General features: G+C 69.4%; 11 protein-coding genes and 1 tRNA gene. 5 read left to right on the forward strand and 7 right to left on the reverse strand.

Annotated features, from left to right (window positions below; all coding sequences use genetic code 11):
- The 3 genes from hrpA to CP975_RS16745 all read left to right on the forward strand — a co-directional run bounded on the left by hrpA (position 1) and on the right by CP975_RS16745 (position 4,855).
- On the forward strand, positions 1 to 3,984 hold the full coding sequence (gene hrpA, locus CP975_RS16735) for an ATP-dependent RNA helicase HrpA (RefSeq protein WP_150477059.1): 3,984 nt from the start codon (positions 1 to 3) through the stop codon (positions 3,982 to 3,984).
- A gap of 95 nt (positions 3,985 to 4,079) precedes the next feature.
- A tRNA-Asp gene (locus CP975_RS16740) sits at positions 4,080 to 4,154 on the forward strand.
- 437 nt (positions 4,155 to 4,591) lie between these two features.
- Positions 4,592 to 4,855: a DUF6274 family protein gene (locus CP975_RS16745; protein WP_055533140.1), complete on the forward strand. Its 264-nt coding sequence runs from the start codon at positions 4,592 to 4,594 to the stop codon at positions 4,853 to 4,855.
- A 510-nt stretch (positions 4,856 to 5,365) separates the two neighbouring features.
- Here the strand turns inward: CP975_RS16745 and bldC are convergent.
- Complete coding sequence (gene bldC, locus CP975_RS16750) at positions 5,366 to 5,572, reverse strand: developmental transcriptional regulator BldC (RefSeq protein WP_003949541.1); 207 nt, start codon at positions 5,570 to 5,572, stop codon at positions 5,366 to 5,368.
- A gap of 467 nt (positions 5,573 to 6,039) precedes the next feature.
- On the reverse strand, positions 6,040 to 6,900 hold the full coding sequence (locus CP975_RS16755; protein WP_055533138.1) for a DUF8083 family protein: 861 nt from the start codon (positions 6,898 to 6,900) through the stop codon (positions 6,040 to 6,042).
- A gap of 154 nt (positions 6,901 to 7,054) precedes the next feature.
- On the opposite strand from CP975_RS16755, the gene CP975_RS16760 reads away from it, so the two are divergent.
- Both CP975_RS16760 and CP975_RS16765 read left to right on the forward strand, forming a co-directional pair.
- A complete protein-coding gene (locus tag CP975_RS16760; protein ID WP_055533136.1) occupies positions 7,055 to 8,131 on the forward strand; it encodes a Leu/Phe/Val dehydrogenase in 1,077 nt (358 codons plus the stop codon).
- A 284-nt stretch (positions 8,132 to 8,415) separates the two neighbouring features.
- Positions 8,416 to 8,670, forward strand: a complete 255-nt coding sequence (locus tag CP975_RS16765) for a DUF3073 domain-containing protein (protein ID WP_030790319.1) — start codon at positions 8,416 to 8,418, stop codon at positions 8,668 to 8,670.
- Positions 8,671 to 8,784: 114 nt separating this feature from the next.
- Here the strand turns inward: CP975_RS16765 and purM are convergent, their stop codons facing one another.
- The 5 genes from purM to CP975_RS16790 all read right to left on the reverse strand — a co-directional run bounded on the left by purM (position 8,785) and on the right by CP975_RS16790 (position 13,871).
- Entirely contained in the window at positions 8,785 to 9,858 is a 1,074-nt protein-coding gene (purM, locus tag CP975_RS16770; protein ID WP_055533134.1) for a phosphoribosylformylglycinamidine cyclo-ligase, read from the reverse strand.
- A gap of 36 nt (positions 9,859 to 9,894) precedes the next feature.
- Positions 9,895 to 11,421 carry an amidophosphoribosyltransferase gene (gene purF / locus CP975_RS16775; protein ID WP_055533132.1) on the reverse strand — a complete coding sequence of 509 codons (1,527 nt, stop codon included), beginning with the start codon at positions 11,419 to 11,421 and terminating at the stop codon, positions 9,895 to 9,897.
- Between the two features lie 74 nt (positions 11,422 to 11,495).
- Positions 11,496 to 12,341, reverse strand: a complete 846-nt coding sequence (locus CP975_RS16780) for an META domain-containing protein (RefSeq protein WP_055533130.1) — start codon at positions 12,339 to 12,341, stop codon at positions 11,496 to 11,498.
- An 81-nt stretch (positions 12,342 to 12,422) separates the two neighbouring features.
- Positions 12,423 to 13,223, reverse strand: coding sequence for a maleylpyruvate isomerase family mycothiol-dependent enzyme (locus CP975_RS16785; RefSeq protein ID WP_055533128.1), 801 nt, complete (start codon positions 13,221 to 13,223; stop codon positions 12,423 to 12,425).
- Between the two features lie 9 nt (positions 13,224 to 13,232).
- Positions 13,233 to 13,871 carry a TetR/AcrR family transcriptional regulator gene (locus tag CP975_RS16790; RefSeq protein ID WP_055533126.1) on the reverse strand — a complete coding sequence of 213 codons (639 nt, stop codon included), beginning with the start codon at positions 13,869 to 13,871 and terminating at the stop codon, positions 13,233 to 13,235.
- Positions 13,872 to 13,878 lie beyond the last annotated feature (7 nt).

Genomic DNA, 13,878 nt, shown 5'->3' on the forward strand with positions numbered 1-13,878 from the left:
ATGTCTACGCAGCCCGCCCTCGCCCTCGACACCCTCGCCCCCCGCCTGTCCGAGCTCTCGTTGCGCGATGAGCACCGGATCGGCCGCCGGCTGGAGGGTGCGCGCCGCATCCGTAAGCCCGAGGCCCGCGCCGCTGTTCTCGCCGAGATCGCGGCGGACGTGGAGAAGGCCGAGGCGCGGATGGCCGAGCGCGGCTCCCGCGTGCCCGCGATCACGTATCCCGAGCAGCTGCCGGTCAGCCAGAAGAAGGACGAGATCGCCGAGGCGATCCGCGACCACCAGGTCGTGATCGTCGCGGGCGAGACCGGTTCGGGCAAGACCACGCAGATCCCCAAGATCTGCCTGGAGCTGGGCCGGGGCGTGCGCGGCATGATCGGCCATACGCAGCCGCGCCGCATCGCGGCCCGTACGGTCGCCGAGCGCGTGGCCGAGGAGATGGACACGCCGCTGGGCGAGGCCGTCGGCTGGAAGGTCCGCTTCACCGACCAGGTGAACCCGGACGGGACGTTCATCAAGCTGATGACGGACGGCATCCTGCTGGCCGAGATCCAGACCGACCGCGAGCTGCGCGCGTACGACACGATCATCATCGACGAGGCCCACGAGCGCTCGCTCAACATCGACTTCCTGCTGGGCTACCTCGCCCAGCTGCTGCCGAAGCGCCCCGACCTCAAGGTCGTCATCACCTCGGCGACCATCGACCCCGAGCGTTTCTCCCGGCACTTCGGGGACGCCCCGATCGTGGAGGTCAGCGGGCGGACGTATCCGGTGGAGGTGCGCTACCGGCCCCTCCTCGAAGAGGACTCGGACGACTCCGACCGGGACCAGATCACCGCGATCACGGACGCCGTCGAGGAGCTCCAGGCCGAGGGCAAGGGCGACATCCTCGTCTTCCTCTCCGGAGAGCGCGAGATCCGCGACACGGCGGACGCGCTGAACAAGAAGAACTACAAGTTCACGGAAGTCCTCCCGCTCTACGCCCGGCTCTCGCACGCCGAGCAGCACCGCGTCTTCCAGCAGCACACGGGCAGACGGATCGTCCTCGCGACGAACGTCGCCGAGACCTCCCTGACCGTCCCGGGCATCAAGTACGTGATCGACCCGGGCACGGCCCGCATCTCCCGCTACAGCCACCGTACGAAGGTGCAGCGCCTGCCCATCGAGGCGATCAGCCAGGCCAGCGCCAACCAGCGCAAGGGCCGCTGCGGCCGTACGTCGGACGGCATCTGCATCCGGCTGTACAGCGAGGACGACTTCCTCTCCCGCCCGGAGTTCACGGACGCGGAGATCCTGCGGACGAACCTCGCCTCCGTCATCCTCCAGATGACCGCGGCCGGCCTCGGCGACATCGAGAAGTTCCCCTTCATCGACCCGCCGGACCACCGCAACATCCGCGACGGCGTGCAGCTCCTCCAGGAGCTGGGCGCGCTGGACCCCACCCAGAAGGACCCGAAGAAGCGGCTCACCCAGCAGGGCCGCAAGCTCGCCCAGCTGCCGGTGGACCCGCGTCTTGCCCGCATGGTCCTGGAGGCCGACAGGAACGGCTGCGTGCGCGAGGTCATGGTGATCGCGGCGGCGCTCTCCATCCAGGACCCGCGCGAGCGCCCTGCGGAGAAGCAGGCGCAGGCCGACCAGCAGCACGCCCGCTTCAAGGACGAGACGAGCGACTTCCTCGCGTACCTGAACCTGTGGCGGTACGTCCGTGAGCAGCAGAAGGAGCGCGGCTCGTCGTCCTTCCGCCGCATGTGCAAGGCGGAGTACCTGAACTTCCTGCGCATCCGTGAGTGGCAGGACATCTATACGCAGCTGCGTACGGTCGCCAAGCAGCTGGGCATCCACCTGAACGAGGACGACGCGCCGGACGACCGCGTCCACATCTCCCTCCTGTCCGGTCTCCTCTCCCACATCGGGATGAAGGACGTGAAGGAGTCCAAGGAGAGCAAGGAGAAGGACCCCAAGCAGCGCGGTGGCGGGCGGGGCGAGTACATCGGCGCCCGTAACGCCAAGTTCGCGGTCTTCCCCGGCTCGGCGCTCTTCAAGAAGCCGCCGCGCTTCATCATGTCGGCCGAGCTGGTGGAGACCTCGCGCCTGTGGGCCCGCGTCAACGCGCGGATCGAGCCCGAGTGGGTCGAGCCGCTGGCCGAGCACCTCCTGAAGCGCACGTACAGCGAGCCGCACTGGGAGAAGGACCAGGCGGCGGTGATGGCGATAGAGAAGGTCACGCTGTACGGCGTCCCGATCGTCACCGACCGCAAGGTGAACTACGGCCGCATCGACCCCGAGGTCTCCCGCGACCTGTTCATCCGCAACGCGCTCGTCGAGGGCGACTGGCGCACGCACCACAAGTTCTTCGCCGCCAACCGCAAGCTGCTCACCGAGGTCGAGGAGCTGGAGCACCGGGCCCGGCGCCGCGACATCCTCGTCGACGACGAGACGCTCTTCGACTTCTACGACCAGCGGGTGCCCGCCGATGTCGTCTCGGGGGCGCACTTCGACTCCTGGTGGAAGAAGAAGCAGCGGGAAGAGCCCGAACTGCTCGACTTCGAGCGGTCGATGCTGATCAACGAGAAGGCGGGTGACGTCTCCAAGGACGACTACCCCGACTCGTGGCGTCAGGGGCCGCTCAAGTTCAAGGTGACGTACCAGTTCGAGCCCGGCGCGGACGCGGACGGCGTCACGGTCCACATCCCGCTCCAGGTGCTGAACCAGGTCACGGACGAGGGCTTCGACTGGCAGATCCCGGGCCTGCGCGAGGAGGTGGTCATCGAGCTGATCCGCTCCCTGCCGAAGCCGATCCGGCGCAACTACGTCCCCGCGCCGAACTTCGCGAAGGCGTTCCTGGAGCGGGCGGTTCCCCTCCAGGAGCCGCTGCACGTCACGCTGGCGCGCGAACTCCAGCGGATGGTCAGCGTGCCGGTCGCGCCCGACGACTTCGATCTGACGCGCGTACCCGACCACTTGAAGATCACGTTCCGGATCACCGACGAGCGGCGCAGGAAGCTCGCCGAGGACAAGGACCTCGAAGCGCTCAAGCTGCGGCTGAAGCCGAAGGCCCGCAAGGCGCTCTCGCAGGCCGCCGCCGCGACCGCCGAGCGGACGGGCGGCTCGGCCGTGGAGCGCACGGGGCTGACGGACTGGAGCATCGGCACGCTCAGCCACGTGTTCGAGACGCGCCGCGCGGGGCAGCCCGTGAAGGCGTACCCGGCCCTCGTGGACGACGGCGACACCGTCTCCGTGCGCCTCTTCGACACCGAGGCGGAACAGCGGCAGGCGATGTGGCGCGGCACGCGCAGGCTCGTCCTGCGCAACATCCCGGTCAACCCCGGCAAGTTCGCCTCGGACAAGCTGACGAACCAGCAGAAGCTCGCCCTGTCCGCGAATCCGCACGGCTCCATACAGGCGCTGTTCGACGACTGCGCGATGGCGGCGGCGGACAAGCTGATCGCGGACTTCGGCGGGCCCGCCTGGGACGAGGAGTCGTACCGCAAGCTCTTCGACAAGGTGCGGGCGGAGATCGTCGACACGACCGTGCGGGCCGTCGGCCAGGTCCAGCAGGTCCTCGCCGCCTGGCAGGCCTGCGAGCGGCGCCTGAAGTCCGCGAAGAGCCCGGCGCTGCTCGCCAACCTCTCGGACGTACGGGAGCAGCTGAACGCCCTCATCAAGCCGGGCTTCGTGACGGAGACGGGCCTGCGCCGCCTTCCCGACCTCATGCGGTACATGGTGGCGGCGGACCGGCGGCTCCAGCAGATGCCTACGAACGTGCAGCGGGACACCGCGCGCATGGAGAAGGTCCGCGAGATGCGGGACGAGTACCTGTGGCTCCTGGAGCAGCTGCCGCGGGGCCGGCCCGTCCCCCAGGAGGTCCTGGACATCCGCTGGATGATCGAGGAACTCCGCGTCAGCTATTTCGCGCACGCGCTGGGCACGGCGTATCCCGTCTCGGACAAGCGGATCGTGAAGGCGATCGACGCGGCGGCGCCGTGAGCGCCCGCGCACGCAGGGTGAGTTCGACCGCCGGGCCTGCGCTGCTGTAGAGTCCTGTCTCGCAGCACAACGCGCAAGCAAGTGCCGCGAAGCAAGGTCCTGTGGAGCAGTTTGGAGTGCTCGCCACCCTGTCAAGGTGGAGGCCGCGGGTTCAAATCCCGTCAGGACCGCAGTAAAGAAAGGCCCGCAGCCAGTTCTGGCCGCGGGCCTTTCGCATGCCCCCCCCGCCGCACCACAAAGGCCCGCAGCCAACTCCGGCCGCGGGCCTTTCCCGTACCTCCCGTCGGCCACCCCGCCCAAGCCGGAAGCCGCGCCGCGCGCCGCGCCGCGATCCGGCACAGCAAATCCCGTCAGGGCCGCCGCCAGACGCCCCCGCAGCACTCCCAGCGGACGCCAGGCCCCTCCACGCGCCCTCACCCTTCCCCCGGAGCAGGCCAACACCCCCGCCGGCCCCCGGTGGCGTCAAGACCGCCTCCCGAGGGGGTGACCCCCCGGCCCCACCGGATCCAGCCCGTTCTCGCGTTCGCGTCTTGACTGCGTCACATTCCGCCGGTACCCCAGACAACAGGAGAGGGAGTCGGCGGCAGGCTCCCCCGGGAGGTGACGCATGTCTGCTTCTTCCGCGTCCGCGCGGCACGAGACGCGTGCCCTGTTGCGCGCGCACCTCGCGGCGGCCACCAGCTATCGGCATCTGACACGGCACTGCCCCATCTGTCACCGGCTGCTGAGGCTCGCCCTGGAGCCCTCTCCGCACCGTCCGGGCGAGTGCGAGGCGATTGAGGCCGGCTTCGTCCAGGAGAGCGCCGTACGGGACGAACCCGACGGCGAGCAGGGCGAGCGGGGCGAGGACGAAAGTCCCGCCAACGCATGACCAAAGCCGCCGCACGGCCCGCCCCCTCGGTGGGAGGCTGGGACCGGCGGGCCCAACACCCCTCTAGCGCAGGGGTATCGCACACAACAAGCCGCACGGCATGTGACGGGTGTCACCGAACAAGTTTTAGGAACACCCGAACTTACACCTCCCCTACATGGGGTCAATTTAATATGTGCAATTGCACCGCCACTGGGGCACACCCCGCGACACACGGCTCGGACCCCTCCGAGAGCCCCTCAGGGCTCCCCGGGGTGCGACAGGGGGCAACAGGGCCGCTCACGACCCTGCCCGCCCCCACACCCCCGGCGCACAAAAAAAGATCGCGCTGGACCCGGCGGAGTCCAGCGCGATCGAACGACTCACCCATGCGGCTCAGGCGTGGATCCCGTTGGGGCGGGAACCGCGTCGTGTGTAGCTATATGTCGGACGTACGGCCAGGTTGGGGGACCCGGCAGCAGTGGTGCTCTTCGCCCGAGTTGTGCGGGTTACTGCTGGTTAAGCGGTAGTTCAGGCCTCGCTGCGCTGCTGCGGGATACCCGCGAGCAGTGCGCGGACCTCAGCCTCGCGGTACCGGCGGTGTCCGCCGAGCGTGCGAATCGACGTGAGCTTGCCAGCCTTGGCCCAGCGCGTCACCGTCTTCGGGTCGACGCGGAACATCGTGGCGACCTCAGCCGGGGTCAGCAGCGGCTCGGCATCAGGGGTGCGAGCGGTCATGAGCGGCCTCCTCGGGAGAACCGAACCTTCTCGGTTCATTCCTCTAAATTCTGCACCTTGACCCGCGTTGCCCGAAATGGCGGACGCGAGTCGAGTCGGTTATAGGACGAACGGCTTGTCCTCGGCACTACAACTACACCATCCGTCCAGCCACGTCGGCCAAACCGATGGAATTGCCCTCCCAGGTGTTCATCACCGACGGAAGCCGATGGACCATGCCATAGCGGACAGTCACGCCACCGTGACGATCAGTCACAGAGCGATCAGGAGTCAACAGACCCCCCATAGAGTGCAATGCTGAGCATTCCGCCCGTACATGGGCGGAAGGAGCCCTCCCCGGGCTCCTTGTCCTATTTTGGCACGAGGGGGGGCGATGGGCGCAAGGGCGCAGTAAAGTGCGGTCCGTCACGCTTGAGACAAAGGCCCGGATCGGGACCTACGTCCCGTCACCGGATGACCGCCGACCTTCAGTTCGCGAACTGAAGGTGCCGGACCGCCCGCCATCGCTCCACGAGCCTCGCATACGCCTCGCCGGCCCCCTCGCCGTCGCCCGCGCGCAGCGCCTCGATCCCCTCGGCGACATCCGCCGCCGAGTGGTCCTCGTCCAGCTCGTCGGCGGAGACGGCGTGCACGAGACCGCCGTAGTCCAGTTCGACCAGGGAACGCGGATGGAACTCCTCCAGCCACCGGCCGACGTCCACGAGCCCCTCGATGAGCGGCGCCTCGTCCAGCGCGTCCCGCAGCGTCTTGAGGCCGCGCGCGACCCGGCGCCGCGCCTCGACCATCGGAGTGCGGTAGCGAAGGACCGGCGGGGCGCCCGGCGCTGCCCTGTCACCCCTGTCACCCCTGTCGTAACTGCGCTCCTCGTCCGAGACGAGGACGAACCAGTGCAGCGGCACCTGCCACGTCGACGTACGGATCCAGGGGCGCGCGTCGGGGTTGCGGGCCAGCCACTGCTCGTAGTCCGCGGTCGTCTGGCGGCGCAGCACCGGGGGGAGCACCGCGTCGAGGACGGGCGCGGGCAGCTGCCCGCTCAGCTCGCCCATGGCCTGCCAGCCGCGCAGCCGGGTCCGCCACGGGCAGACGCACAGCACGCCGTCGGTCTCCAGGACGAAGGCGTCGCTGCTCTCGTGCACCGGCACCGGCACCGGCGGCGTGGGCACCAAGTCCGCCAGCGAGCGACGCAGTTCGTCCTGGTACGAGGGGCGCTCCGGGCGGCGGGCGTAGCGCGCCCAGTGGTCGCGTTCCGGCTCGGGGAAGGCGGCCAGCGGCTCATAGACGCGCAAGTACGACGCGTACGGGACCGTCACCGATGACACCTTGGGCACGGCTGCTCTCTCCCCCGCGGACGGTCCGGAAAACACTGCTGATCGTGCCATGGCCGAACCGCACGGTGGACAGGCTCTAGTGTCATGCCCCACGGGCCCCGCCACCCGTACGGAAAGCCCGTCCACCGCCGCTACTCGACCGGGAGTCACCACAGTGACCGAAGCAGACAACGGCGTCCTGCGCACCCTGTTCCACTCGGACCAGGGCGGCCATGAGCAAGTAGTGCTCTGCCAGGACCGCGCCAGTGGCCTCAAGGCCGTCATCGCCCTCCACTCCACCGCCCTGGGCCCGGCCCTCGGCGGCACCCGCTTCTATCCGTACGCGAGCGAGGAGGAGGCCGTCGCCGACGCGCTGAACCTCGCGCGCGGGATGTCGTACAAGAACGCCATGGCCGGCCTGGAGCACGGCGGCGGCAAAGCGGTGATCATCGGCGACCCCGACCGGATCAAGAGCGAGGCCCTGCTCCTCGCCTACGGCCGCTTCGTCGCCTCGCTCGGCGGCCGGTACGTGACGGCGTGCGACGTCGGTACGTATGTGGCGGACATGGACGTCGTCGCGCGCGAGTGCCGCTGGACCACCGGGCGCTCCCCCGAGAACGGCGGCGCGGGCGACTCGTCCGTGCTCACCGCCTTCGGTGTCTTCCAGGGCATGCGCGCCTCGGCCCAGCACCTGTGGGGCGACCCGACGCTGCGCGGCCGCAAGGTCGGCGTCGCGGGCGTCGGCAAGGTCGGGCACCACCTGGTCGAGCACCTCCTGGCGGACGGTGCCGAGGTCGTGGTCACCGACGTACGCGAGGCGTCCGTGAACCGGATCGTCCACAAGCACCCGTCGGTGACGGCGGTGGCGGACACCGACGCGCTGATCCGCTCCGAGGGGCTCGACATCTACGCCCCCTGCGCGCTGGGCGGCGCCCTGAACGACGACTCCGTCCGGGTGCTGACCGCGAAGGTGGTGTGCGGGGCCGCCAACAACCAGCTCGCGCACCCGGGCGTGGAGAAGGACCTGGCCGACCGGTCGATCCTCTACGCGCCGGACTACGTGGTGAACGCGGGCGGTGTCATCCAGGTCGCCGACGAGCTGCACGGCTTCGACTTCGACCGGTGCAAGGCGAAGGCCACGAAGATCTTCGACACCACGCTCGCCATATTCGCTCGCGCAAAGAAGGACGGCATTCCGCCGGCCGCCGCGGCCGACAGGATCGCCGAGCAGCGGATGGCCGACGCGCGCTGACCGCACGCTCGCGGGGGCCCGCCGGCGTATTCGGGAGACAAGACTCACCCCCGTCGGCGGGTCGCCCGGCAAGAAGAGGTTAAAATCGCAGTTGACCAGCGAGGACGGGGCTCCTCGCGGGTTCTGCGCCGAGGCGCGTCCTGCGGGCGACGTACCGTATGGCCGCAGGAACAGGTACCGTGGAAGCCCTACGGACCGGTCTCTCCGAGGAGAGTCCGTCCTAGATCATGAACGCGTGTCAAGACTCTGGGGCCGTCGAGCCCCGTATCCGAGGGGGTCGAGCCATGGGGCGCGGCCGGGCAAAGGCCAAGCAGACGAAGGTCGCCCGCCAGCTGAAGTACAGCAGCGGCGGGACTGACCTGTCGCGTCTGGCCAATGAGCTGGGCGCTTCGACTTCGCAACAGCCGCCAAATGGCGAGCCGTTCGAGGACGACGACGAGGAAGACGACCCGTACGCCCAGTACGCGGATCTGTATAACGACGACGAGGACGACTCTTCCGAAGAGTCCGGTCCGTCGTCGCAGCGCCGCGGCGCTTGACCTCGTTGTAGCGACTGCACTTCACCCGGTCCGGGGTGGTCACCACACCGGACCGGGTTTTGTGCTGCCTCGGGGCTTTCGAGGGGCGCCCCCGGACCAGGAGCGCCCCCGGGACTACTTCGCGTAGTCACCGATCAGGGCCGCGCCCGTCGCGTGTTCGCCGCGGTCGGTGATCTCACCGGCGACCCAGGCTTCGACACCACGGTCGGCGAGGGTGGTGAGCGCCGCGTCCGCCGACTCCTCGGGGACGATCGCGATCATGCCGACGCCCATGTTCAGCGTCTTCTCCAGTTCGAGCCGCTCGACCTGACCGACCTTGCCGACCACGTCGAACACCGCGTCCGGGGTCCACGTCTCGCGGTCGACGATCGCATGCAGACCGTCCGGGATGACCCGGGCGAGGTTCGCCGCGAGGCCGCCGCCGGTGATGTGGCTGAAGGCGTGGACGTCCGTGGTGCGGGTGAGCGCCAGGCAGTCCAGGGAGTAGATCTTGGTGGGCTCCAGAAGCTCCTCGCCGAGCGTGCGGCCGAACTCCTCGACCTGGCGGTCGAGCGCCCAGCCCGCGCGGTCGAAGACCACGTGCCGCACGAGCGAGTACCCGTTCGAGTGAAGACCGGAGGCCGCCATGGCGATGACCGCGTCCCCCTTACGGATGCGGTCGGGGCCGAGCAGGCGGTCGGCCTCGACGGCGCCCGTGCCGGCGCCCGCGACGTCGAAGTCGTCCGGGCCGAGCAGGCCCGGGTGCTCCGCGGTCTCGCCCCCGACGAGGGAGCAGCCGGCGAGGACGCAGCCCTCGGCGATGCCCTTCACGATGGCGGCGACGCGCTCCGGGTGGACCTTGCCCACGCAGATGTAGTCGGTCATGAACAGCGGCTCGGCGCCGCAGACGACGATGTCGTCCATGACCATCGCGACGAGGTCGTGGCCGATGGTGTCGTACACGCCCATCTGCCGGGCGATGTCGACCTTCGTACCGACGCCGTCGGTGGCGGAGGCGAGCAGGGGGCGCTCGAAGCGCTTGAGGGCGGAGGCGTCGAAGAGCCCGGCGAAGCCGCCGAGGCCGCCGAGGCCCGCGACCTCCGGGCGCTGGGTCTTCTTGACCCACTCCTTCATCAGCTCGACGGCGCGGTCGCCCGCCTCGATGTCGACGCCCGCGCTTGCGTAGCTGGCACCAGTGGTCTCAGACATGACGGTGAGAACTTTCGTGTCGTACTGCGTGGGGTCTTACGGGCGACGGATCGCGTCGGCGGCGGCGGTGCCCGCCGGGCCCGCGGCCAGTTCCGTCTCCAGAAGCTGCTTGCCGAGCAGTTCGGGGTCGGGCAGGTCCATCGGGTACTCGCCGTCGAAGCAGGCGCGGCAGAGGTTCGGCTTGTCGATGGTCGTGGCCTCGATCATGCCGTCGATGGAGATGTACGAGAGGGAGTCGGCGCCGAGCGACGTGCCGATCTCCTCGATGGTCATGCCGTTGGCGATCAGCTCGGCACGGGTCGCGAAGTCGATGCCGAAGAAGCACGGCCACTTCACGGGCGGGGAGGAGATCCGGATGTGGACCTCGGCGGCGCCGGCCTCGCGGAGCATCTTGACCAGGGCGCGCTGGGTGTTGCCGCGGACGATCGAGTCGTCGACGACCACCAGCTTCTTGCCCTTGATGACTTCCTTGAGGGGGTTCAGCTTGAGGCGGATGCCGAGCTGGCGGATCGTCTGCGAGGGCTGGATGAAGGTCCGGCCCACGTAGGCGTTCTTGACCAGGCCCGCGCCGAAGGGGATGCCGGAGGCCTCCGCGTAACCGATCGCGGCGGGGGTGCCGGATTCGGGGGTCGCTATGACGAGATCGGCCTCGACCGGAGCTTCCTTGGCGAGCTTGCGGCCCATCTCGACGCGCGAGAGGTAGACGTTCCGCCCGGCGATGTCCGTGTCGGGGCGCGCCAGGTACACGTACTCGAAGACGCAGCCCTTGGGCTTCGCTTCCGCGAAGCGGGACGTTCGCAGGCCGTTCTCGTCAATGGCGACGAACTCGCCCGGCTCGATCTCGCGGACGTAGGAGGCGCCGCAGATGTCGAGCGCCGCGGACTCCGATGCGATGACCCAGCCGCGCTCCAGGCGGCCGAGGACCAGCGGGCGGATGCCCTGCGGGTCGCGGGCGGCGTACAGCGTGTGCTCGTTCATGAAGACGAGGGAGAAGGCGCCCTGGACCTGCGGGAGGATCTTGGCGGCGGCTTCCTCGATGGTCAGCGGCTTGCCGTCGTCGTCCACCTGTGCGGCGAGCAGCGCCGTGAGGAGGTCGGTGTCGTTGGTGGCCGCCACGCGTGTGGTGCGGCCCTCCTGCTTGGGCAGGTCGGCGACCATCTCGGCGAGCTGGGCCGTGTTGACGAGGTTGCCGTTGTGCCCGAGCGCGATGGAGCCGTGCGCGGTGGCACGGAACGTCGGCTGGGCGTTCTCCCAGACGGAGGCGCCGGTGGTCGAGTAGCGGGCGTGACCGACCGCGATGTGACCCTGGAGCGAGCTGAGAGAGGTTTCGTCGAAGACCTGGGACACGAGGCCCATGTCCTTGAAGACGAGGATCTGGGAGCCGTTGCTGACCGCGATTCCCGCGGATTCCTGGCCCCGATGCTGGAGGGCGTAGAGCCCGAAGTACGTGAGCTTTGCGACCTCTTCGCCCGGAGCCCAGACACCGAAGACGCCGCAAGCGTCCTGGGGGCCCTTCTCGCCGGGAAGCAGATCGTGATTGAGTCGACCGTCACCACGTGGCACATCATCGAGTGTAGGCGAGATCGACCACTGGTCCGAATTGGGGATACGACCCTTGTACGGACGGTGACGACTCTCTACCGCACGGCGGCGCGCGCGTCGATCACCGTGCCGTCGGCGGCGGTGAGCTTCAGGGTGTCCCGCTCGACCTCGTAGCGGGCCGTGCCGTCGAAGAGCCTCAGCAGCTTGCGTTCGGTGGTCATCGTGTCGCCCGGGCACATCTTCCGGGTCGTGGTCGGGGCGCCGAAGGTGATGCGGCCCTCCTTGGCCTCCGCCTTGGCGGTGACGTCGTTGCAGCCGAGGTCGCCGCGGGCCTTGCCGTCCTTGCCGAAGGTCAGGTGGACCTTGCCGGACACGTCCTTGGGCAGGGGGGCGGCGGTCTTGCCGTCGCCGACGGTGTTCACCGTCCATTTGGTGCCGGTGAGCGGGGTGCCGGTCCTCTCGGGGCCCGAGGTGAGGTCCACGCGGTCCCCCTCGGCGGTGGTGAGGGTCAGCCGGTCGCCGTCGGCCTTCGCGGTGAGCTTCTCCCCGGCGAGGGCGCGCGTGAGGTTCTCCTCGAACTTCATCAGGCCCTCGGGGCAGGCCCTCTTCGTCATCGTGGCCTTGCCGAAGTCGAGGGTGTCGCCCTTGATCCTCACGGCGACACCGGCGTAGTTGCAGCCGAAACTGCCGCCGGCCCGCCCGTCCTTGCCGATCTTGAGGTGGGCGTCGTCCGGGGCGTCGTACTTCTTGCCGCCCACGGTGACGCTGTCGACGTTCCAGCGGACACCGGTGAGGGGCAGCTCGCTCTCCACGGAACGGCCTTCGGAGCCGCTTCCGGAGCTGCTTTGGGAGCCGGCTCCGGACTCGGTGCCGCATGCGGTGAGCAGCAGCCCGGCGGAGGCCAGCGCGGTCAGGGTCAGGGTCAGACGCTGCGTGTGCATGACGATGTGACGGGCAAGTGGGGGAGCCGGTTCCATCTGCGCCCCCGTCGGGCTGTCCCTTGCCGGGCTGACCATGCCGGGCTAGCCCATGATCGGCAACAGGCCCGAGAGGTCGGCCCGTTCCCCGCTCGCGCTCACCTTCGCCGCGTCCAGGGCGCTAGCCCAGTCCGTGCGGCCCGTGGCGAGGCGGATCCAGGTCAGCGGGTCGGTCTCGACGACGTTGGGCGGGGTGCCGCGGGTGTGCCGGGGGCCCTCGACGCACTGCACCACCGCGTACGGCGGAATCCGCACCTCCGTCGATGCTCCCGGCGCCTTCAGCGCGAGCGCGTCGGCGAGCAGGCGGGCGCAGGCGGCCAGGGCCTGACGGTCGTACGGGACGTCGAGTCCCGGCACGGCGTCGTTCAAGTCGTCGGTGTGGACGGTCAGTTCGACGGTACGGGTGACCAGGAAGTCGCCGAGGGTCATGGCGCCGAAGCGGGACGGCACCAGGCGCCCGTCGGAGGCGGCGGCCAGCGACGCCTCGATGTCGGCGAGGGTGCGCGTGAACAGCTCGTCGAGTTCCGTGCCCGCGCTCTCCGCGATGGCGCGGGTGTCCTCGTCGACCTGGGCCGCGGCGGTGACGGTCACGAACGGCCAGTCCATGAGCGGCACTTCGTGCTTCGCGGGCTCCGGAAGGCCCAGGTAGCGGTGGACGGTGCCGAGCACCATCGCGATGTGGGCGGCCAGTTCGTGGACGGTCCAGTCTCCGAGGCGGGTCGGGCGGGCGAGCTGCTCGGGCGTGAGGGTGCGCACGGCGGCTCGTACGTTGCCGAACTGGGCGAGCACGGCGGTGCGGATCTTGGCGGGGTCGTACGAACGCGTGCGCTTCTTGGCCGGTGGCATGGGCCGAGCCTAAGTGTTTCCGGGGTAGCCCTGAAGTCCCTTTTCCACCAGACCGAAGGCGCGCTCCGCGGACTCGGCGCAGTCCTTCGCGATGTCGCCGGGCGCGTCGCCGTCGAGGGTGCGCTGATGGTTCTCCATGATGAGCGCGTTCCGGGCGCCTATCAGCTGGGTGGCGGCGACCCGCGCGAGGAGCGGGTCGCCCGTCTCCTCGGCGAGAGCGTCCGTGAGGAGCTGGACGCTGCGCATATGGAAGATCACCATGCGGTGCGCGAGGGTCGGTGTCTCGTTGATGAGCTGGCGCACCTTGAGGGTGCGCGGGTCACCGCTGAGGCCGATCGACGGGTCCCGCCCGGTGATCTGCTCCAGGAACTGGCGGCGCATGGCGGCCACCGCGGACTCTCCCGGCTGTCGCTCGCGCACCGCGCGGGCCGGGTCCCCGGCGTGCTCCTCCATCGGCCCGACGATCACGCCTTCCTTGGTGCCGAAGTAGTTGAAGACGGTCATCTTCGACACGTCGGCCGCCTCGGCGATCTCCGCCACGGAGACGTGGTCGAAGCCCCGCTCGGAGCAGAGGTCCACGGCGACCCGCCAGATCCGCGCGGCGGTCTGCTGCTTCTTGCGCGCGCGCAGCCCCAGCTCCTCAGTCATGCAGCAC

The sequence above is a fragment of the Streptomyces alboniger genome (assembly GCF_008704395.1).
GTDB classification, from domain to species: domain Bacteria; phylum Actinomycetota; class Actinomycetes; order Streptomycetales; family Streptomycetaceae; genus Streptomyces; species Streptomyces alboniger.

What these genes read in the sequence shown, in the direction of transcription:
- hrpA (WP_150477059.1), top strand. Translation starts at nt 1, where the DNA reads ATGTCTACGCAGCCCGCCCTCGCCCTCGACACCCTCGCCCCCCGCCTG.
- CP975_RS16745 (WP_055533140.1), top strand. Translation starts at nt 4,592, where the DNA reads ATGTCTGCTTCTTCCGCGTCCGCGCGGCACGAGACGCGTGCCCTGTTG.
- bldC (WP_003949541.1), bottom strand. Translation starts at nt 5,572, where the DNA reads ATGACCGCTCGCACCCCTGATGCCGAGCCGCTGCTGACCCCGGCTGAG.
- CP975_RS16765 (WP_030790319.1), top strand. Translation starts at nt 8,416, where the DNA reads ATGGGGCGCGGCCGGGCAAAGGCCAAGCAGACGAAGGTCGCCCGCCAG.
- purM (WP_055533134.1), bottom strand. Translation starts at nt 9,858, where the DNA reads ATGTCTGAGACCACTGGTGCCAGCTACGCAAGCGCGGGCGTCGACATC.
- CP975_RS16780 (WP_055533130.1), bottom strand. Translation starts at nt 12,341, where the DNA reads ATGCACACGCAGCGTCTGACCCTGACCCTGACCGCGCTGGCCTCCGCC.
- CP975_RS16785 (WP_055533128.1), bottom strand. Translation starts at nt 13,223, where the DNA reads ATGCCACCGGCCAAGAAGCGCACGCGTTCGTACGACCCCGCCAAGATC.
- CP975_RS16790 (WP_055533126.1), bottom strand. Translation starts at nt 13,871, where the DNA reads ATGACTGAGGAGCTGGGGCTGCGCGCGCGCAAGAAGCAGCAGACCGCC.